The sequence below is a fragment of the Vibrio brasiliensis LMG 20546 genome (assembly GCF_000189255.1).
Lineage (GTDB): Bacteria > Pseudomonadota > Gammaproteobacteria > Enterobacterales > Vibrionaceae > Vibrio > Vibrio brasiliensis.
Genome location: NZ_AEVS01000111.1, coordinates 1 through 18,944, shown reverse-complemented (window position 1 = coordinate 18,944; position 18,944 = coordinate 1). Strand labels below are relative to the sequence as shown.

At 44.7% G+C, this 18,944-nt stretch carries 20 protein-coding genes; 8 read left to right on the top strand and 12 right to left on the bottom strand.

What is annotated here, in order from left to right; translation table 11 throughout:
- Position 1 precedes the first annotated feature (1 nt).
- Both RH46_RS20505 and RH46_RS20500 read right to left on the bottom strand, forming a co-directional pair.
- Positions 2–1,093, bottom strand: a complete 1,092-nt coding sequence (locus RH46_RS20505; RefSeq protein ID WP_006881442.1) for a glycosyltransferase family 9 protein — start codon at positions 1,091–1,093, stop codon at positions 2–4.
- Entirely contained in the window at positions 1,093–1,800 is a 708-nt protein-coding gene (locus tag RH46_RS20500) for a 3-deoxy-D-manno-octulosonic acid kinase (RefSeq protein ID WP_006881441.1), read from the bottom strand. Before RH46_RS20500 ends, RH46_RS20505 begins: the two co-directional genes overlap by 1 nt.
- A 106-nt stretch (positions 1,801–1,906) precedes the next feature.
- Here RH46_RS20500 and RH46_RS20495 point away from each other — a divergent pair, with 106 nt between their 5' ends.
- Both RH46_RS20495 and RH46_RS20490 read left to right on the top strand, forming a co-directional pair.
- A complete protein-coding gene (locus RH46_RS20495) occupies positions 1,907–2,962 on the top strand; it encodes a glycosyltransferase family 9 protein (protein ID WP_006881440.1) in 1,056 nt (351 codons plus the stop codon).
- Complete coding sequence (locus RH46_RS20490) at positions 2,959–3,747, top strand: glycosyltransferase family 2 protein (protein ID WP_006881439.1); 789 nt, start codon at positions 2,959–2,961, stop codon at positions 3,745–3,747. The genes RH46_RS20495 and RH46_RS20490 overlap by 4 nt, the downstream gene beginning before the upstream one ends.
- 44 nt (positions 3,748–3,791) lie before the next feature.
- Here the strand turns inward: RH46_RS20490 and RH46_RS20485 are convergent, their stop codons facing one another.
- Positions 3,792–4,826: a glycosyltransferase family 9 protein gene (locus RH46_RS20485; protein ID WP_006881438.1), complete on the bottom strand. Its 1,035-nt coding sequence runs from the start codon at positions 4,824–4,826 to the stop codon at positions 3,792–3,794.
- Between the two features lie 107 nt (positions 4,827–4,933).
- Between RH46_RS20485 and coaD the strand changes: the two genes are divergently transcribed.
- A complete protein-coding gene (gene coaD, locus RH46_RS20480; RefSeq protein WP_006881437.1) occupies positions 4,934–5,428 on the top strand; it encodes a pantetheine-phosphate adenylyltransferase in 495 nt (164 codons plus the stop codon).
- Between the two features lie 28 nt (positions 5,429–5,456).
- Here the strand turns inward: coaD and RH46_RS20475 are convergent, their stop codons facing one another.
- The 6 genes from RH46_RS20475 to radC form a co-directional block, all read right to left on the bottom strand.
- Positions 5,457–6,461 carry an NAD-dependent epimerase gene (locus RH46_RS20475; RefSeq protein ID WP_006881436.1) on the bottom strand — a complete coding sequence of 335 codons (1,005 nt, stop codon included), beginning with the start codon at positions 6,459–6,461 and terminating at the stop codon, positions 5,457–5,459.
- Positions 6,462–6,552: 91 nt separating this feature from the next.
- Entirely contained in the window at positions 6,553–7,359 is an 807-nt protein-coding gene (gene mutM / locus RH46_RS20470) for a bifunctional DNA-formamidopyrimidine glycosylase/DNA-(apurinic or apyrimidinic site) lyase (RefSeq protein ID WP_006881435.1), read from the bottom strand.
- 119 nt (positions 7,360–7,478) lie between these two features.
- Complete coding sequence (locus tag RH46_RS20465; RefSeq protein ID WP_006881434.1) at positions 7,479–7,967, bottom strand: hypothetical protein; 489 nt, start codon at positions 7,965–7,967, stop codon at positions 7,479–7,481.
- A gap of 405 nt (positions 7,968–8,372) precedes the next feature.
- Positions 8,373–8,543: a 50S ribosomal protein L33 gene (rpmG, locus tag RH46_RS20455; protein WP_004410866.1), complete on the bottom strand. Its 171-nt coding sequence runs from the start codon at positions 8,541–8,543 to the stop codon at positions 8,373–8,375.
- A gap of 13 nt (positions 8,544–8,556) precedes the next feature.
- The gene (gene rpmB, locus RH46_RS20450; RefSeq protein ID WP_006881432.1) at positions 8,557–8,793 is read right to left on the bottom strand and encodes a 50S ribosomal protein L28; all 237 of its coding nucleotides are present in this window, start codon (positions 8,791–8,793) and stop codon (positions 8,557–8,559) included.
- Between the two features lie 426 nt (positions 8,794–9,219).
- Positions 9,220–9,888, bottom strand: coding sequence for a RadC family protein (radC, locus tag RH46_RS20445; protein WP_006881431.1), 669 nt, complete (start codon positions 9,886–9,888; stop codon positions 9,220–9,222).
- Positions 9,889–10,129: 241 nt separating this feature from the next.
- On the opposite strand from radC, the gene coaBC reads away from it, so the two are divergent.
- The 4 genes from coaBC (at position 10,130) to lpxM (ending at position 14,002) form a co-directional block, all read left to right on the top strand.
- Entirely contained in the window at positions 10,130–11,335 is a 1,206-nt protein-coding gene (gene coaBC, locus RH46_RS20440; RefSeq protein ID WP_006881430.1) for a bifunctional phosphopantothenoylcysteine decarboxylase/phosphopantothenate--cysteine ligase CoaBC, read from the top strand.
- Between the two features lie 124 nt (positions 11,336–11,459).
- Positions 11,460–12,050 (top strand): nucleoid occlusion factor SlmA, encoded by a 591-nt coding sequence (gene slmA / locus RH46_RS20435; protein WP_006881429.1) that lies wholly within the window; start codon positions 11,460–11,462, stop codon positions 12,048–12,050.
- Positions 12,051–12,055: 5 nt separating this feature from the next.
- Positions 12,056–13,006, top strand: coding sequence for a Kdo(2)-lipid IV(A) acyltransferase (locus tag RH46_RS20430; protein ID WP_006881428.1), 951 nt, complete (start codon positions 12,056–12,058; stop codon positions 13,004–13,006).
- Between the two features lie 15 nt (positions 13,007–13,021).
- Positions 13,022–14,002, top strand: a complete 981-nt coding sequence (gene lpxM, locus RH46_RS20425) for a lauroyl-Kdo(2)-lipid IV(A) myristoyltransferase (protein ID WP_006881427.1) — start codon at positions 13,022–13,024, stop codon at positions 14,000–14,002.
- Positions 14,003–14,242: 240 nt separating this feature from the next.
- On the opposite strand, the gene pyrE is transcribed toward lpxM, so the two are convergent.
- Positions 14,243–14,884, bottom strand: a complete 642-nt coding sequence (gene pyrE / locus RH46_RS20420) for an orotate phosphoribosyltransferase (RefSeq protein WP_005472617.1) — start codon at positions 14,882–14,884, stop codon at positions 14,243–14,245.
- Between the two features lie 114 nt (positions 14,885–14,998).
- On the bottom strand, positions 14,999–15,715 hold the full coding sequence (gene rph / locus RH46_RS20415) for a ribonuclease PH (protein ID WP_004410877.1): 717 nt from the start codon (positions 15,713–15,715) through the stop codon (positions 14,999–15,001).
- A gap of 196 nt (positions 15,716–15,911) precedes the next feature.
- Here rph and RH46_RS20410 point away from each other — a divergent pair, with 196 nt between their 5' ends.
- Entirely contained in the window at positions 15,912–16,778 is an 867-nt protein-coding gene (locus tag RH46_RS20410; protein ID WP_006881426.1) for a YicC/YloC family endoribonuclease, read from the top strand.
- A 48-nt stretch (positions 16,779–16,826) separates the two neighbouring features.
- Here the strand turns inward: RH46_RS20410 and RH46_RS20405 are convergent, their stop codons facing one another.
- The gene (locus tag RH46_RS20405; protein ID WP_006881425.1) at positions 16,827–18,686 is read right to left on the bottom strand and encodes a hypothetical protein; all 1,860 of its coding nucleotides are present in this window, start codon (positions 18,684–18,686) and stop codon (positions 16,827–16,829) included.
- Positions 18,687–18,944: the final 258 nt, after the last annotated feature.

Genomic DNA, 18,944 nt, shown 5'->3' with positions numbered 1-18,944 from the left:
CCTATGCGAGGTTATCTGCATCATTATTTATGTTCATGTACTTATCAATCTTCGATACTACTAAACTGAATTCTTTTATCGAAAGATTGTTTACTGCGCCTTTGACTATCAAGCTTTTAGCGTGCTTAGAGCAAGGGTTCCAGTGGTTGTAATTTTCTTCATCATCACGGTAAATCGCTACTTGAGCTTTACCCAAGCCTGAGGCTATATGGACTATTGATGTATCTACGCTAACAACACCGTCCGCATAATACACAGCTGCAATAGCATCATAAATCGATCGACTCTGGTCAAAATGAACATAGTTGGAGCAATCTATATTCATGTCGTCTAGCATGTTTTTCGTTTCCGGAGACGACAAAACAACCACTTTTCGATCCGGATAAGCGTCCGCTAGAGTTGTGACAACTTTGCGAATATTCGTTTCGTTGAGCTTTCGCTCACTTCCGCTACCAAAAGGATTAAATAGAATGTACTTTTCAATCTTCCGACTATCCAAGATTTTTTTGGCATGAGCTAAAGACTCATCTACCAACGGTACCATATAGCTCTCTTGAGGCTTGTCAATTCTTAGCAGTGTCGCCAAATAATCGAACTTGTGAGCAAAGTGCTTTCCAGACGTTTGCTGTTCAATATTGACATTAATTAGCTTAACTTTGTTATCAATACCTACATTAAACTTAGAACGCAGGTGTTTTAAAAAGTAGATATCTTTCATTTTCATCGCTCGGTTTAAAGTCCAAACGATATCAATATCACCAACCTGTCGACATACCGCCCTCATCTCAGAATAAGAAGGGCGCTTACTCATGATGTAGACATCATCGACGCCAAAGTGTTCCTTAAACAAGGGGGCCATTGACTCAGTTGTTAACACTTTAATTCGAATATCCGGGCGATACTTGCGAATCTTCTTGATTACAGCGGATGATACAATTGCATCTCCAAGCTTCGCATCATTGCGTAAAAACAAAATGCTTTGAGATTGATGGATATCATTCGGTACAGGCTTATTTCTATCCAGTAGTAATCGTCCAAGTTCACGACGAACAATATCTCTAAATAACTGTAGTTTACTGATGATAAATCTCATCAATTTTCACCTAAATAGTGGTTATGGAGAGTCTCAAACTCTCTTTCATTAAACTTGATATTACGCTTACCCACTTCTTTCACAAAAGATCGCTTCAATCTGTCCAGGTTCCCTTGCTTCCAACCTTCGCCGGGTTGCTGGTAACACTTATCAAAATCGATGATCCAAACCTGCTGCTGGTCATCAATCAGAATATTATGGATGTTGAGGTCAGTGTGATTGACTTGGGCATCATGCATTTTTCTGATTTCCTGACCAATCTTTTGGTACATTTCTGTACTTAATGGTGTTTCTTGCAAGATCGCCACTAAATCGCGAGCGTTAGATACTTTTTCACTAAGTAAATCGGCTCGGTACGTCAGACCATTACGGACCGCACATGCGGCTATCGGTCTTGGGACATTGACGCCTGACTCTTTCAGTTGCTGCAGTAGCTGAAATTCCTGAAAACTACGAGTCTTCTCCCAGCCGGTAAACCAGTAGCTATCTGCGACCAATTTGCCAAACAGACCACCACGACGGTAATGACGTAACGCAGCAGCAAGAGTCTCTGTCTGCACGAACCAAGTCGTTCCTCGGCCAGTCGCGCTGCCAATTACTTTGCCCGCGTCTTGCCAATACTGAGCATCGAAGACCTTTTCTACAGGCTCTTTCAATAGCTGTTCATCATACCAAAACGTTTGGTTGTTATGGGTGACTGTTTTCATTCTACTTAGCAACATGGCCCTAAAATTGGCGGAAATCGGTTCTATTTTACATTTATTCGTTAGCTCTGCATAATTCGATATCACTAACAATAAGTTACTCGACACCATGGCCCTTTTTGATACCGCTCCACAATCCCTGTGCATCTTGCGCCTTTCCGCAATTGGTGATGTATGTAATACCATCGCGACAGTTCAGGCCATTCAAAAACAGTGGCCAACAACAAAAATCACCTGGATAACAGGAGCGTTAGAAGCGAAACTGCTAGAGAGTATCGACGGAGTCGAACTGATTGTTTTTGATAAAAAGCAGGGCTGGCGCGCCTACCAACAACTTTGGGCGAAACTAAAAGGTCGTCGCTTCGATGCGCTACTACACATGCAGTATGCCTTTAGAGCAAGTATCGCGACATTAGGTATCAAAGCGAGGTACAAACTAGGCTTTGATGCGAAACGTAGTCAGGATTTCCAAACCCTGTTCACTAATGTAAAAGTTCCTTCGCCAGACAAACCCCATGTTCTCGACGGTTTAATGGCTTTTGCCAGCCAGATCGGCATCGAGGACATAACGCCAAAATGGCAGTTAAGGTATACAGAGCAAGACGCAAGCTGGGCAAATAATCACTTAGATGCCAGTAACCGTAACTTGGTTCTAGTACCCGGCGCCAGCAAGTCTTATAAAAACTGGCATGCCACTGGGTACAGTGAGCTTATCCAACATGCTCAAAGCAAGGGTTGGAACATTATCATGGCGGGCAGCCCAGCCAAAGTTGAGACAGACTTAGCGCAGCAGGTAGTACAATTGTGTCAGGGTAAAATCACCAACCTTGTTGGGCAAAGTTCTCTGATGCAGATGCTGGCGTTATTAGACAAGTGTGACCTGGTGATCGCCCCTGATACAGGCCCTGCCCATATGGCTAATGCGATGAACACGCCAGTCATTGGTTTGTACGCTCACCACAATCCACAACGAACCGGTCCTTATCAATACCTCGACTATGTCGTTAGCGTCTGGCAACAAGCTATCGAAGAGCAGACAGGCCAATCAATTGAGCAGTTAAGTTGGCGCTCTCGAGTTAAAGACAAGCAAGCCATGGACAGAATTACTTCTGATCAAGTCATTACCATGTTCGACTTGGTCTGCGAAAAAGAGTCATTATTATGAATCAAACCAGCCAGAAAAGAGCCAGCATCGCCGCTGTTATCATCACTAAAAATGAACAGGATAGTCTTCGAGACTGTCTGGAAAGCTTGCGCTGGGTCGATGAAATCATCATCGTTGACTCAGGTAGTACCGACAATACGGAAACCATCGCCAAAGAGTATACCGAACACTTCTATGTCAATGCAGAGTGGCCAGGATTTGGTAAGCAAAAACAGTTAGCACAAAGCTACGCCACAAGTGACTGGATATTGGCCGTCGACGCTGATGAACGTATTGACGATACGTTGCGTGAAAACATCCTCACGATGTTGGAAAATCCGCCGGAAAACACTGTTTATAACTTGAATGAACTTACGTGGGTATTTGGTCGTTTCCTTAAGCACTCTGGATGGTATTACCGTCACGTACGCCTCTACCCAAATAAACTGACTAAGTACAATGACAACCTGGTACACGAATCAGTGATCATTCCTTCGGGCTGTCAGGTAGCTGAGCTGGATGGCGATATCCTCCATTACTCATACCAAAACCTGAACCACTATTTGGTTAAATCGGCAGGTTACGCCAAAGCCTGGGCGGACCAACGTCAGGCTCGCGGTAAGAAAGCATCTCTTTCACAAGGGATTATTCATGCGCTGGGCTGTTTCCTGAAAATGTACCTACTTAAGCGCGGATTTTTGGATGGTAAACAAGGATTCCTTATTGCTGTGCTTTCTGCGCACTCTACTTTCGTTAAGTATGCGGATCTGTGGGCGCGCGATAACGATCCACACTATAAGCAGTAAGCTAAATTCTTAGGAAATAAAAATGGGCTCGATAGAGCCCTTTGTTATTTCAATACTTTTTGTGCCCAAGGTTGAAGCTTGGCTAACACCAGATCAATCTCAATACGAGTCATATCTTCCTGACTTGCCTTGTCATCCGCTTTCGGTGGACAAAAAGCAATATGATTACCTTCAGAATTGATTGGTTTCCAGCGCAGAGGCGTCGCAGAGCGTTTACTTGGGAAGAAGCCAACAGTAGGGACATCAATCGCAGCTGCTATATGCAGTGGACCGGTAGAGCCAGCAATAAACATATCTGCACAGGCAATCGAGCAAGAGAAGTCCACTAAGCCATCATTTTTATCGTAAAGCACAGCACTACGGCCACTCTCTGCCATCAGTGTTTGTAACTCAGCAGCTTTCTGCTCTTCTCCAGGGCCCGCGGTCAGTACCACCTCAAAGTCCCCCTCCAGGCCACATACAAGCTGCGTATATTGCTGCAGTGACAAGTTATTCGCACTACCACCACTGCCAGCATGAACATAAACCCAAGGCTTATCGTTATTTAAACTCAATTGCTGCGCCAGCTTCGCTTTTTGCTCAACGAGCTGTTGATCACTAAACGAAAGATAAGGTGCAGAAGGTTCGACAACTTTCACATTATTGTCGGTCAGGAAAGCACGAATAAGGTCGAGGTTATATTCAAATTCAGGCTTAGCAGACTGTGAACGTTTTTGTTTAATACGCTTATTATAAAAAATCTGCGCCAGCTTAGTCGCTGGAGCTAATCGGTAAGGGATTTTACCCTTCCAAGCCAGTTTAGCGTTGTAAGTGGTTGAGAATAGGTTGATAGAAGCATCAAATTGCTCGGCGCGAATCTGATTAACTAACTCAGACTGTTTGGCTTTGTCGCTCTTTTCTGTTGGATCGACCAGTACACTATCAATCCAGGGACATAGGTTAGCGAGTGCGACAGTGTAGTTCGGAACTAAGGCGGTAATATGACAATCTGGCAGCGAGGCTTTCAACATAGCAAAGCTTGGCCAAGCCAGCATGAAGTCACCAATCTTATCGTTACGCACAACCAGTATCTTTTTCATCGTCCCATCCAATTGTCTAATTTGCCCCAATGATAGCGGCTTCAGTGGGTAATTGTGAGCCTTTTTGTTAATATTGAAACAGATGGAATGAATTGAGTATCTTAATCGTGAGCCAAAAACGCCTGTCCCGAGTGATTTATCCGGGCACTTTTGATCCTATTACAAACGGACATTTAGACCTTATCGAGCGCGCTGCCGATATGTTTGATGAAGTCATCATTGCAGTTGCAGCCAGCCCAAGTAAAAACACCATGTTCACACTGGATGAGCGAGTACATTTTGCTCAGGAAGTGACTAAACATCTTGATAATGTTACATCAAAGGGCTTCTCTGGATTGATGGTCGACTTCGCAAAACAGGAACAAGCCAATGTGCTTATTCGTGGCCTACGCACCACGGTCGACTTTGAATACGAATTCGGTCTGACCAACATGTATCGTCGCCTCATGCCAGGTCTGGAAAGTGTTTTCCTGACGCCGGCAGAAGAGCACGCGTTTATCTCTTCAACCATAGTGCGCGAAGTAGCCATTCACGGCGGCGACGTGACTAACTTTGTCCCACAAGTTGTGGCAGAGGCGTTGAAAGAAAAAGCTCACGTATAAAAAAGGCGAGGATATACCCTCGCCATTTCTATACCTTGTAGTAGTCTCTGTACCACTCTACAAAAGCCTGAACACCTTCCTGCACTTTTACTTTTGGGGTATAGCCAGTTGCATCAAACAGGTCTTCTGTTTCCGCGTATGTCGCATATACATCCCCTGGTTGCATTGGCATAAAGTTCTTCTTAGCTTCTATACCCAGAGAGGTTTCTAGAGATTCAATAAAGTCCATCAACTTAACTGGACTACCATGACCGATGTTAAACACCTTGTATGGAGCAGAGCTTGTTGCTGGCGAACCTGATTCCACCGACCAATCAGTTGTTTTAGCTGGAACTACATCTTGAATACGAATAATACCTTCAACAATATCATCAATATAGGTGAAGTCTCGACGCATATCACCGTTGTTATAAACGTCGATTGTCTCTCCATTCACGATCGCCTTGGTAAACTTGAATAGAGCCATATCAGGACGACCCCAAGGCCCATAAACTGTAAAGAATCGAAGCCCAGTAGTTGGAACACCGTAGAGGTGAGAATAGGTGTGTGCCATTAACTCATTGGACTTTTTGGTCGCGGCATAAAGTGAAATTGGATGGTCTACCGAGTCCGAGGTACTAAAAGGCATTTTTTGATTGAGACCATATACTGAACTAGATGAGGCATAAACAAGATGCTCAACCTTATTATGGCGACACCCTTCTAAAATAGTAAGATGACCAACTAAGTTACTGTCAGCGTATGACATTGGATTATCGATAGAGTAACGAACCCCTGCTTGAGCAGCTAAGTGAATTACACGATCGAATTTTTCATCACTAAACAGATTTGCAATACCGTCACGATCGGCAAGATCCATTTCTACAAACTTAAAATTCTCATGCTCTATACGTTCTAATCTGTCATGCTTCAGCGATACTTGGTAGTAGTCGTTAAGATTATCGAGACCCACGACATAATGACCCGCTTCACATAGCCTTTCCGCTACCGCAGAGCCAATAAAGCCGGCTGCGCCTGTTACTAAATACTTCATCTAATAATTCTCAAATACACTTAATTGCACAGATTGTAACGACTAGGACGCGTAACTGCCAGTCATTAAAAATTAACCAAGGTTCAATTTTTTATAACTGACACTCAGCACAAAAAAACGTATTTCGCTGGCCAATTTTCTGCTCTTCAAGGGGCTCTCCGCAGTTTGGGCAAGGCTCTCCTGCTTTGCCATAAACCAGAAGCTCTTGAGCAAAGTATCCAGGTTTACCATCGGCTTGGGAGAAATCCTTAAGGGTTGTTCCACCCTGCTTAATGGCAGTCGTCAGTACCTGTTTAATCTCATCGACTAGTAAAGCCCACTCTTTATGAGTCAGCTTACCTGCTGGTCGGGTTGGGTGGATGCGCGCACTAAACAAGGACTCATTGGCGTAGATATTACCCACACCGACAACCACTTTGTTGTCCATAATGAATTGCTTTACCGCAACACGTTTACCTTTCGCTTTTTCAGTAATATAGTCGGGATTAAACTCATCGGTCAGTGGTTCAGGCCCCATGGTACCTAGTGCAGCATGCGTACCATCTTCGGTCCATAGCCAGGCACCAAAACGTCGTGGATCGTTGTAACGTAGCACCTTGCCATTGGTTAGCTTGAGATCAACATGATCATGCTTAGCCGGAGCGATCTCAGCATCAAGTACCCGCAACGAGCCTGACATACCCAAGTGGACAATAGCGCTACCGATATCGGTCTCAATAAGTAGGTATTTGGCACGGCGAGAGATATTGCGAATCACCTGCCCTTCCATCTGCTTTAGCTCTGCAGGAATATCCCAGCGCAACTTTGGCGTACGAAAAGTAATTTTGGCAACAGTTTCACCGACTAGATGGGGAGTAATTCCCATTCGGCTTACTTCAACTTCAGGTAATTCAGGCATGTACGGTTCCGAGTTTCGAGTTTCGAGTTTCGAGTTTCGAGTTTCGAGTTTCGAGTTTCGAGTTTCGAGTTTCGAGTTTCTGTAGATTGTTTTTTGGGGAACACAGCAAATCAAGGTGATTAAAACTCGCTCGGAACAAGATACGCACTTTCCACCGAGATCGCTATCCACTTGTCCTGCCAATTTTTCAACAACCAAAACTGTGGAGTTTGATAGTAGGTGATCCTTTGCGGCTCTTCCTGATCGATATACCAAGCCTCAATCGATTGAGGAGATGTTAACTGGGGTTTCAAACTATCGAAGTTTGCTTGAGTCACTTCAGTTCCGACCAAACCCTGCCAACGCTCAGCAAGCTCTTGTTCCGATATGGATGTTGGAATAGTACTACGCCAGCGACCTTGATTCTTCTCCAGAGACCAACTTGAGAAGTGCAACGCTTGTAACTCTGCATTGGGATTGAGCAGATATGGGTACTGGCTTTCAACGACAGGCTCATCAATCAGATAGGTTTTGATCAACGTCGGCAGGTTAAGCAGACCAATAAAAGCTATGATGCCCAGTATTAGTATGTTGTTCCAACGTCTACGGCGTTTTGGAGAGACTCGCATGATTCAATTCTTCACGGCTATTAACTTACTAAAAAATAGCAGAAAAAGAGACGAGAGACGAGAGACGAGAGACGAGAGACGAGAGACGAGAGACGAGAGACGAGAGACGAGAGACGAGAGACGAGAGACGAGAGACGAGAGACGAGAGACGAACTTATTATCTCTTCGTAGGGACAACTCCTGTCAACACCTTTTCACTAAAGGTTCTTTCACCGTTCTACCAGCCCCAACCTCTCAGAGGACGAAGTCCGTTCTAGAATCTCGCAGGGCGGAGCCCGTTCTCGAAGCGCAGCGTTCTCTATGGGCGCAGCCCGCTCTGGATCTTCACGCAATAAAAAACCCAACCATATTGCTATGATTGGGTTTCAATTCACGCTTCCCGAAGGAAGTTCAAAGAAGAATCAATTACTTGATTTTAGCTTCTTTGTACATAACGTGCTGGCGAACTACTGGATCAAATTTCTTGATCTCAAATTTGCCTGGCATGTTACGCTTGTTCTTATCAGTCGTGTAGAAGTGACCAGTACCTGCAGAAGATACTAGACGGATTTTCTCACGTACGCCTTTCTTTGCCATTGTCTATTTCCTCTTAAACGTTTTCGCCGTTTGCACGGATATCAGCAAGAACAGCATCGATGCCTTTCTTGTCGATGATACGCATACCTTTAGCAGATAGACGTAGTTTAACAAAACGTTTTTCGCTCTCTACCCAGAAACGATGAGTTTGTAGGTTCGGCAGAAAACGACGCTTAGTAGCATTGCGTGCGTGTGAACGGTTGTTACCCGTTACTGGACGCTTACCAGTTACTTGGCATACTCGTGACATGAATGTCTTCTCCAAAATCGTTTCAGCTCGATATCAACCTTGGTGGCCGAACCTCTCAGTTTCTAAATTAGAAGTTTGAGGTCTTATACCGCTATGGAAACCCATACAAGGCTATCAAAGGTCGCGCATTATACTAACTTGAGTAGCATTGCTCAAGACCCGAACAGATCCTTTTTACAGGTTTTCCTGATCTTTTTTAGGCAGAGCTGATTTATGTGCTAAAAAATGTCGGGCGATTGTAGCAGAAATCGACGTTCCCACAACCAAAACTTAAACAAAATCACAGAAAATAGTCGTTTCTAGATTCTAATGCCTGGTTCCTAGAAAGATTTTAGTGACTTAACAGTTGTAGATTTACTGCTAATCAACCTCGCAATCGGCTTATCTACCTATCTAATCGATCCACCAGCCGCCCTCGAAACTAAACTATATCCAGCCACGTTCCGCGAAAGAAACAATTTCCCCATCGCCAACAACAAAGTGGTCAAGCACTCGAATATCGACGAGATCCAACGCGTCTATGATTCTGCGCGTTATCCTACGGTCACTCTGGCTCGGTTCTGCAATACCTGAAGGATGATTGTGCGCCAGAATTAAAGCGGCCGCGTTATGCTCTAAAGCTCGTTTGACTACTTCCCTAGGGTAGACGGAAGCGGCATCTATCGTGCCTTGAAATAGTGGCTCGCCACAAATCACCCGATGCTGGTTATCTAAGAAAAGAACGTAGAACTCCTCTCTTTGTTTATCTCTGAGTAAGCCAGAAAGATACAACTTTGTCTGCTGAGGGCTGGTCAAAGCCTCGCCACGCTGTAGAGACTCTGCTAAATAACGCTGGGTCATCTCGAGGACAGCTTGCAGTTGAACATATTTAGCCACACCTAAGCCTTTATAGCGGCAAAACTGTTCGAGGTTGGCAGAAAACAGACTACGTAATGAGCCAAATTCGCTAATTAGGTGGTCTGATAGGGCTAAGACATTCATTCCGTGAGTGCCAGTCCGGAGAAATATCGCCAGCAATTCCGCATCGGTAAGCGCTTGTGGTCCATGTGAGAGCAACTTCTCTCGTGGCATCGATGCTTTAGGTATTGCTTTCATTTATCGCTCCTTCATCTCTATCGACCTATTACGGCCAGATTAATCAAAACTATCGCTGAGCTAGAGGTTCGATAGGGAGAACCGAGAACAAATTGGCATCTATTAGTAACAATTAAGTTGTCTTTAGTAGGGCATATTTTGATAACCATCATGTTCCAAATTCAATAACTCAGATGGCGACTCTAGGCACACAATTGTTCACCATGGTATCTTACGGGCAGAAATTTTAAGGAAGATCATCATGCAAACACTCGCAGGCAAAAAGATCCTTTTAGGTATTAGTGGTGGTATCGCTGCTTATAAATGTGCCGAACTAACACGCCGATTAATTGAACGTGGTGCACAAGTTCAGGTCGTTATGACTAACGCTGCAAAAGAGTTCATCACCCCACTTACAATGCAGGCAGTCTCTGGCAGACCGGTCTCTGATAGTCTGCTCGATCCAGCGGCAGAAGCCTCAATGGGTCATATTGAGTTAGCTAAGTGGGCCGACTTGGTTCTCCTTGCACCAGCAACCGCAGATCTCATCGCACGCATGAGTGCAGGTATGGGTAATGACCTGCTAACAACCTTGGTATTAGCCACTGATTCACCAATCGCGGTGTCACCGGCTATGAACCAGCAGATGTACCGAAACATCGCGACTCAAGAGAACATTGCCACGCTAGAACGCCGTGGTATGCACATCTGGGGCCCTGCTGCAGGTGAACAAGCTTGTGGCGATGTTGGTCCTGGCCGAATGCTAGAACCAATGCAGCTGGTTGAGCTGTGCGAGCAGTTTTTCGCAGATAAACCTCTAAAAGGCCAATCCGTTGTCATTACAGCGGGACCAACTCGCGAGGCAATTGATCCTGTCCGCTATATCTCAAATCACAGCTCAGGAAAAATGGGCTTTGCCTTAGCTGAAGCGGCGAATAAACTTGGCGCTAAAGTCACATTGATTGCAGGTCCGGTTTCTCTGGCAACCCCTGCTGGCGTTGAGCGTATTGATGTAGACAGCGCACAGAGTATGTATGACGCAGCCATGCAGCATGCAACAACAAACGATGTATTTATTGGCTGCGCTGCCGTAGCAGATTACCGACCAGCGACTGTTGCAGAGCAAAAAATTAAGAAAACCGATGATAGCGACCAAATGACTATCAGCATGGTTAAGAACCCGGACATCATCGCCTCTGTCGCAGCTCTGACGGAAAACAGACCCTTTACAGTCGGTTTTGCTGCTGAGACTCAAGACGTGGAGACTTACGCTCGAGGCAAGCTGGTCAAAAAGAAACTGGATTTAATTTGTGCCAATGATGTCTCGGTTGAAGGTCAAGGCTTTAATAGCAACGACAACGCAATCACCGTATACTGGCACGATGGTAAGCAATCACTTACCCTTGCATCAAAACAACAAATAGCGCACCAAATTATTATGACTGTCGCGGAAAAACTCGACGCTTAAAGCGCACTCTACCCTCACTGAGGATAGAACACCGCGACAAAAGGATATGTCATAGGTTGTCAGGTTTGAGTACTACGCTGCTCAAACCCTTTTTATTCAGAATGGTAACAATAAGGAAAGCTTCATGGCCGGAACACGAAAAACCAACCGCCGAGATGAAATTTTGCAAGCATTGGCTGAAATGCTGGAGTCCAACGAAGGTGCTTCACGTATTACAACCGCAAAACTCGCTAAACAAGTTGGCGTTTCAGAAGCCGCGCTATATCGACACTTTCCAAGTAAAGCTCGGATGTTTGAAGGCTTAATCGAGTTTATCGAAGAGTCTCTTATGTCACGTATTAACCGTATTCTCGATGAAGAGAAAGACACTCTGACGCGAATTCGCCTAGTATTGCAGTTAATCTTAGCCTTTGCTGAGCGTAACCCAGGCTTGAGCCGTATCCTGTCAGGTCACGCACTAATGTTTGAAAACGAGCGCCTGCGCGATCGTATCAACCAGCTATTTGAACGAATCGAGACCTCAATTCGTCAGATTTTACGTGAACGTATGCTACGTGAAGGGAAATCTTTCCCAGTCGATGAAAAAGTTCTGGCCGCACAGCTACTAGGTCAAGTAGAAGGCAGCCTGAATCGATTTGTTCGCAGTGACTTTAAATATCAGCCAACCGCTAATTTCGAAGAATACTGGGCGCTACTGAGCGCACAAATTAAGTAATAGCTATGACTAACAGAACCACCGTTGAAAAACCTAAGTTTTCTATCGCCCTAATGCACCCGAAATACTGGGGTGTCTGGTTTGGCTTTGGATTACTCGCCTTAATCGTCAATATCCTCCCGTATGCCGTGCTATACCGCATTGGCCGTGGCATTGGACTACTTGGCAAGCGAGTCGGTAAATCACGTGTTCATATCGCTAAACGCAATCTGGAACTCTCTTTCCCTGACCTATCAGAGTCAGAGATCGACAACATGGTGACAGAGAACTTTAAGAACACGGGTATGGCGCTGATTGAAACGGGTATCACTTGGTTCTGGCCTACGTGGCGCTTTAAACGCATCTTGGTTGCTAAAGATGTCGAACAACTAAGACGACTCGATAAAGAAGGTAAGGGCGCTCTGCTCTGCTGTGTTCACGCACTTAACCTTGAGATTACCGCTCGTGCATTCGGTGTGCTTGGCCTTCAAGGCTTCGGCGTTTACCGCCCGCACAGCAACCCTGCCTATGAGTTCATTCAATACCGTGGGCGCAGCCACAATGGTAACCAGTTGGTTTATCGACGTGATATCAAGCAGATGATCCGCGTGTTGCGCGATGGCCATCGTCTGTTCTATTTACCTGATCAAGACTATGGTCATAACAAGTCAGTGTTTGTTCCTTTCTTTGCCGTGGAACAGGCCTGTACAACAACAGGAACCAGCATTCTTGCATACACCAGTAAGTGTGCCATCGTACCGGGTTCTGGTTTTAGAAACGCTGAAGGGAAATATGAAATCATCGCCGATCGCGATATAGAGCCTGATTACCCTAAAAAAGATGAAGTTGGGGCCGCTGCCTACATGAATAAATTCGTAGAAGAGATTATCATGCGCGCACCGGAACAGTGGATGTGGTTACACAAGCGCTATAAATCGCTACCAGACCATGCCCTGACCAACTCTCGTTATAAATAACAAAGGCGTCGCTGAATGAGCACCAACGAAAAAAACAGCATCGATAAACACCTGCATAACCCGACTTTTGAGTGGTCATTTCTCCACCCAAAACATTGGGGCACATGGATAGGTATTTTCTTCGCCGCACTCTTTGCTTTTATGCCATATCGCTGGAGAGACACCCTTGCGCGTAAACTGTCTGTTTTTGCAGTTAAAAAGAATGGCCGAGTCGTTCGTCGTGCGAGAGTGAATTTAGAATACTGCTTCCCTGAGAAATCAGAGCAAGAACGCCAAGAGATCCTCGAAGAGACTTTTGTAAAAGCCGCTCAGTACCTATTAGGCTACTCTGAATTTTTGGTTCGTTCGACTAAGCACAACCAAAACCGTGGCGTTATGATTGGTGAGGAAAATATCCTGCCGCTCCTGGATGCTGGTGAAAATGTCATTATCCTCGCGCCACATGCCTGGGCCGTTGACTACCCAGCAGTAATGCTGGCAGCTAAGGGCTACAAAGTAACAACCATTATGAAGCCGCAACGTAACCCGATTGGCGACTGGCTAATGCAGGTACAGCGCATGCAATATGGTGGTCGCATCTTTGCTCGTGAAGCAGGGGTAAAGCCGTTTGTTCGCTCTATCAAAGATGGCTACCTGGGCTACTGGTTACCAGATGAAGATTTTGGTCCGGCTAACTCAGTCTTCGTGCCTTTCTTTGCTACAGAGAAAGCAACACTAAAGGGCTTCGGTAAGATGGCTCGTCTGTCAAAAGCTAAGGTCGTACCGATTCTACCGGCTTACAATGACAAAACTGGTAAATATGAAGTCCATATTCTTCCCGCTCTGGAGAACTTCCCGACAGGTGATGAAGAGACGGATGCTCGCGCCATGAACCAAGCGATTGAGGATCTGGTTCGCCCACGCCCAGAGCAATATATGTGGAACTTATCTCTACTTAAGACCCAACGAGATGGTCGTGAAATCTATGATAATTCACACCGTGGCGATGGTAGCTAACCAGGCTAAAATATTTAAGGGTTGACGAACAAACGTCAACCCTTTTTGTTTAGCTACGCTGGAGAGCTGATTTATTATCTCTCTCTAGGAACAAATCCTGTCAACACCTTTGCACTAAAGGTTCTTTCACCGTTCTACCAGCCTCAACCTCTCGGAGGACGAAGTCCGTTCTAGAATCTCGCAGGGCGGAGCCCGTTCTCGAAGCGTAGCGTTCTTTAAGCCGCTCTCGAATATCAGTCTCTAAATCCCGTACTCAGCACGGTACGCTTTTACTGCTTCCAGATGCTCGGCATCGGTACCTTTTTCTTCAAGGAAGGTAACCAGATCAGTCAGGCTGACGATAGAGATAATCGCACAACCAAAATCACGCTCAACTTCCTGAATCGCAGACAACTCACCTTTACCTTTTTCTTGACGGTCAATTGCCACAAGAACACCCGCAAGGTCAGCACCGTTTGCCTGAATGATCTCCATCGACTCACGAATTGCAGTACCGGCAGTAATCACATCATCTACAAGCATAATACGGCCTTCGAGTGCGCTACCGACTAGATTGCCACCCTCACCGTGATCTTTTGCTTCTTTACGGTTGAAGCAGTATGGCGTATCAACATCGTGGTGGTCCGCTAGCGCGACTGCTGTCGTTGTCGCAATTGGAATACCTTTGTACGCAGGGCCAAATAGTACGTCAAACTCAATGCCAGAATCCGCTAGCGCAGCTGCGTAGAAACGACCCAGACGCGCTAAGTCACGACCAGTATTAAAAAGACCAGCGTTAAAGAAGTAAGGGCTCTTACGACCGGACTTCAGAGTAAACTCACCAAACTTCAGTACTTCCTTTTCTAATGCAAACTCAATAAATTCACGCTGGTATGCTTTCATTACTTTCTCTCTAAATAAAAGGTCTAGTTTTCTAGACGGTTTATAAACAGGTCAAAACTTAGCCTTAACTAAATCTTGATAAAAAAATAGCCCCCGTGATGGGAGCTATCTAAATCAATTTTCTAACGCCGCCTTCTGCGCCGCTACGATCTCGGTAATACCTTTGGTTGCCGACTCAAGCAACTTCATCAGCTCTGCATGGGTGAACGGTTCGCCCTCTGCCGTGCCTTGAACTTCGATCATACGACCATCTTCGGTCATAACCACATTCATATCTGTATCTGCTGCTGAGTCTTCTGTGTACTCAAGATCACAAAGGATATCCTCACCCAAGATGCCAACAGAAACCGCCGCTACGTGGCCTTTCATTGGATTCGCTTTTAGCTTGCCCTTCTCAACTAAGTGCTGGAATGCATCCGCCATCGCTACGCTCGCACCAGAGATAGACGCAGTACGGGTACCGCCATCCGCTTGGATTACATCACAGTCTACAGTCACCATGATTTCGCCCATTGCTTCCAGATCAACCACTGCACGTAAGCTACGAGCAATCAGACGTTGGATTTCCATTGTACGTCCACCTTGCTTGCCACTTGCCGCTTCACGACGCATGCGCGAGTGTGTCGAACGCGGCAGCATACCGTACTCAGCTGTTACCCAGCCTTTACCCTGACCTTTTAGCCAGCGTGGAACGTTCTCTTCAACGGTCGCATTACAAAGTACTTTTGTATTGCCGAATTCAACCAATACAGAACCTTCTGCATAAGCTGTGTAGTTACGAGTAATTTTGATTGGGCGAACTTGATCCGCCTTGCGATCGTTTGGACGCATGGGCATCTACCTTATATGAAGGGGGAGACGTTTTTGGTTGGAGCAGGATGATAGCATAGTTAGTCGCGAGCTCCTAGTTTCGAGTAACGAGAAGCGCAACCCGCGAGTTATTCTCTAGTCACTCGCCTATCGCAGCTAGGATCTGTGCTACTATTGCCTCGCGTTATTTTCAAAGATGATTAAACAGGAAAATTCGATGATCTACAGTATGACAGCCTACGCACGTAAAGAAGTGAAAGGCGATTGGGGCACAGCAGTATGGGAAATTCGTAGTGTTAACCAACGCTATCTGGAAACCTACTTCCGCCTGCCAGAACAGTTTCGTGGCTTAGAGCCTGTACTGCGTGAGCGCTTTCGTAAGCGCTTGGCGCGCGGCAAAGTAGAGTGTGCTCTGCGCTTTGAAGCAAACCCTGCAGCTAAGGGCGAGCTAAACATCAATGAAGGACTAGCACAACAGGTAATCAATGCTGCGAACCAAGTGATGAAGATGACTGGTGAAGAGAGCCGCCTTAACCCTTTCCAAGTAATGAACTGGCCAGGTGTGATGGAAACACCTGAGCAAGATATGGATGCGATTAACAAGGATCTACTAACTGGCTTTGATGAAGCGGTTAGTGAATTTATTGAAGCTCGAGGCCGTGAAGGCGAAAACATGAAAGCGCTTATCGTTCAGCGTTTAGATGCAATCACCGAAGAAGTGGTCAAAGTGCGTGCACGTATGCCTGAAATTTTAGAGTGGCAACGTGAGCGCCTATTCTCAAAATTTGAAGAAGCAAAAATTGAGCTAGATTCATCACGCGTAGAGCAAGAGCTGATCCTACTAGCGCAAAAATCTGACGTGGCTGAAGAGCTAGACCGCCTAGACTCGCACGTCAAAGAAGCGACTAACATCCTCAAGAAAGGCGGAGCTTGCGGCCGTCGTTTAGACTTTATGATGCAAGAGTTTAACCGTGAGTCAAACACGCTGGCGTCTAAATCAATCAGTACTGATATCACCGCTTCTGGGGTTGAACTTAAAGTACTTATCGAGCAGATGCGCGAGCAGATCCAGAATATTGAATAACCACTAGAAACACTTAAAGGCCCTTACTCAGTAAGGGCCTTTATTTGATTACTTAACACATAAAACACCATCAGAACTATCAATCATATTCGACGTTCCACCAGGAATTGTCATTGTGAAAGCGTCGGTCGCTTTCATATTGATACGGTAGTGTGCTTGCAACTGGGCTATATTGGTATCCAGTATCATATCGGATGAAGCATAGTAAGTACTTCTCAGTTGGTCTGGGTTGAAGTTATTAGCACTCCAAAGTGTCTGATATTGTGCCCTAGTCGCCCCCAAACTTCCCTGTATATATGTTTGACAAACAGTATTGATATTGCCGTAAAGCTCGCCTTGAGTAGCTGGACTTGGTAGTTCATAGAAAGTTAACGAACTACCTTCAGCAGTGATGCCATTCTGGTAATAGAAATTTGCAAACTCTCGAGTAGTCGATACTCTGTCCGTTGCATCATCATAAAACTGAATGACAAGCGCCTTTTGAGGAAGCTCTTCAAGCTCCAGTTCATAAAACAACTCATTGTTCTCCACACTGAATCTATCTTTACGAACCAGTCTTTCCTCAGTAATCACTCGCGAATAAACCGTAGAAATATCATACTTACTCTCGAGCTTCATCAACTTGTATTTGATCCGCTTGTTACCTGCTTCAACGAGTATTGGCACTATTGACGATGGCTTCAGTTCACTGACTTCTGCCACTTCATTAGGAGTAAAATACTGGCCGCTTCCGATAAAATCAGAACCGTAACGAACGGAGAATCCGTCTTCAGTCATCCCAAACGGGTCGATGAAACCGTATCCATGCGCAACTTCATGGAACAAACCTTCCTGTGTTCTACTCGCATAAGGCCTTGAGTTCGCAGCTCCTTCAGTAATATAGTTGCGCCAGATAGCAGCCCAACCTGAAGTACTTGTTGTTACGCCATCTAAAGATGGAAACACACCCGAACCGGTTCCATCAGAAGAGTAAGGACCAGCCAATACTTTTAGACCTAACTGATGCCCTTTAGAACCCAGGCGTAGATAGAAAACATTGGCAATATCAGAATTACAATTCCTCCCATTCGCCGCACACCAGTCCTCTCGATAAAAATCGATCATTTCAGGCAAAAAGCTCTTATGGTTCATGGCCTTGTGCAGATTACCAGTTATAATCCCGTACACTTCAGCTTGTTGGTCGTTTGGTTCACTAAAGCACACACTACTACATTGAGTTCCTTGCTGGGCAGAAACGTCTCCAGATAAAGTAATACTCGGAAGAAACATAGCCATTGTGTTTATTAGTGTTATGTCAGATATATTTTCTTGGAATGTCACTCTAGTTCGGCTAAATGGTGATATCATGTTATTTAGAACTAATAACACCGGAGTTTCATAGCTACTAGAACTAATCACTAATTTAGAGATCTTGTCGGGAGTATTATTAGTAATAAAATATTCATTGAGCCCGATTGACTCAAAGGTAATATCATCAAATCCATAAATTTTATTACCATCATTATCCAATTGCTCAAAGTTTTCTGTATATGTAACGTTAGCATCTACTTGTATAAGTGACGCTTCAATGTTGTATGTTACGTTATTTTCACTGAGATAATCTTGATCGCTATTTATTACCCAGGGGCGAATAAAGTTAACTAACTCTTGTTCTGGCTCTTCGGGGACAACTGGCTCATCAGGTTCTTCAGGAACAAGTGGGTCGTCTGGTTCTTGAGGAACAACTGGATTATCTGGCTCTATAGGCACATCAGTATTTGGGTCGGTCACCTCTTGCTCTGGAGTAAAATCAGGAGTCGGAACAACGGTATCTATATTGTTATTTTTATTATCCGAGACTTCATCACTACCACAACCTGTTAGTGTCATCGCACATAAAATAAGTAAACCTTTAAAATAAGAATTCATTATAATAACCTGTCAAAAATAAGTAATTAAATTAAAATAATTTAATTACTTAAAATTTAACGTAGGTGGTTATCTATAATGAATGTAAGAATAATACTGTTAATATAAATGAAACTGCAAATCATAATATAAGCTAGATGTAAATAACTTAAATATAATATTATAATAAGTTTAATTATTATAATATTATATTTTGGACCATGCAGATATATCCGCCTCAATTAGAGTGAAACGGATATATTAGAATTAATTAAAAAA

Bases quoted from the DNA above. Each gene is read 5' to 3' on its own strand.
- RH46_RS20500 (WP_006881441.1), bottom strand. From the start codon at position 1,800: ATGAAAACAGTCACCCATAACAACCAAACGTTTTGGTATGATGAACAG.
- RH46_RS20505 (WP_006881442.1), bottom strand. From the start codon at position 1,093: ATGAGATTTATCATCAGTAAACTACAGTTATTTAGAGATATTGTTCGT.
- RH46_RS20495 (WP_006881440.1), top strand. From the start codon at position 1,907: ATGGCCCTTTTTGATACCGCTCCACAATCCCTGTGCATCTTGCGCCTT.
- radC (WP_006881431.1), bottom strand. From the start codon at position 9,888: ATGAAAGCAATACCTAAAGCATCGATGCCACGAGAGAAGTTGCTCTCA.
- pyrE (WP_005472617.1), bottom strand. From the start codon at position 14,884: ATGAAAGCATACCAGCGTGAATTTATTGAGTTTGCATTAGAAAAGGAA.
- RH46_RS20410 (WP_006881426.1), top strand. From the start codon at position 15,912: ATGATCTACAGTATGACAGCCTACGCACGTAAAGAAGTGAAAGGCGAT.
- rph (WP_004410877.1), bottom strand. From the start codon at position 15,715: ATGCGTCCAAACGATCGCAAGGCGGATCAAGTTCGCCCAATCAAAATT.
- RH46_RS20485 (WP_006881438.1), bottom strand. From the start codon at position 4,826: ATGAAAAAGATACTGGTTGTGCGTAACGATAAGATTGGTGACTTCATG.
- slmA (WP_006881429.1), top strand. From the start codon at position 11,460: ATGGCCGGAACACGAAAAACCAACCGCCGAGATGAAATTTTGCAAGCA.
- rpmB (WP_006881432.1), bottom strand. From the start codon at position 8,793: ATGTCACGAGTATGCCAAGTAACTGGTAAGCGTCCAGTAACGGGTAAC.
- RH46_RS20490 (WP_006881439.1), top strand. From the start codon at position 2,959: ATGAATCAAACCAGCCAGAAAAGAGCCAGCATCGCCGCTGTTATCATC.
- RH46_RS20465 (WP_006881434.1), bottom strand. From the start codon at position 7,967: ATGCGAGTCTCTCCAAAACGCCGTAGACGTTGGAACAACATACTAATA.
- lpxM (WP_006881427.1), top strand. From the start codon at position 13,022: ATGAGCACCAACGAAAAAAACAGCATCGATAAACACCTGCATAACCCG.
- RH46_RS20405 (WP_006881425.1), bottom strand. From the start codon at position 18,686: ATGAATTCTTATTTTAAAGGTTTACTTATTTTATGTGCGATGACACTA.
- coaBC (WP_006881430.1), top strand. From the start codon at position 10,130: ATGCAAACACTCGCAGGCAAAAAGATCCTTTTAGGTATTAGTGGTGGT.
- RH46_RS20430 (WP_006881428.1), top strand. From the start codon at position 12,056: ATGACTAACAGAACCACCGTTGAAAAACCTAAGTTTTCTATCGCCCTA.
- rpmG (WP_004410866.1), bottom strand. From the start codon at position 8,543: ATGGCAAAGAAAGGCGTACGTGAGAAAATCCGTCTAGTATCTTCTGCA.
- mutM (WP_006881435.1), bottom strand. From the start codon at position 7,359: ATGCCTGAATTACCTGAAGTTGAAGTAAGCCGAATGGGAATTACTCCC.
- RH46_RS20475 (WP_006881436.1), bottom strand. From the start codon at position 6,461: ATGAAGTATTTAGTAACAGGCGCAGCCGGCTTTATTGGCTCTGCGGTA.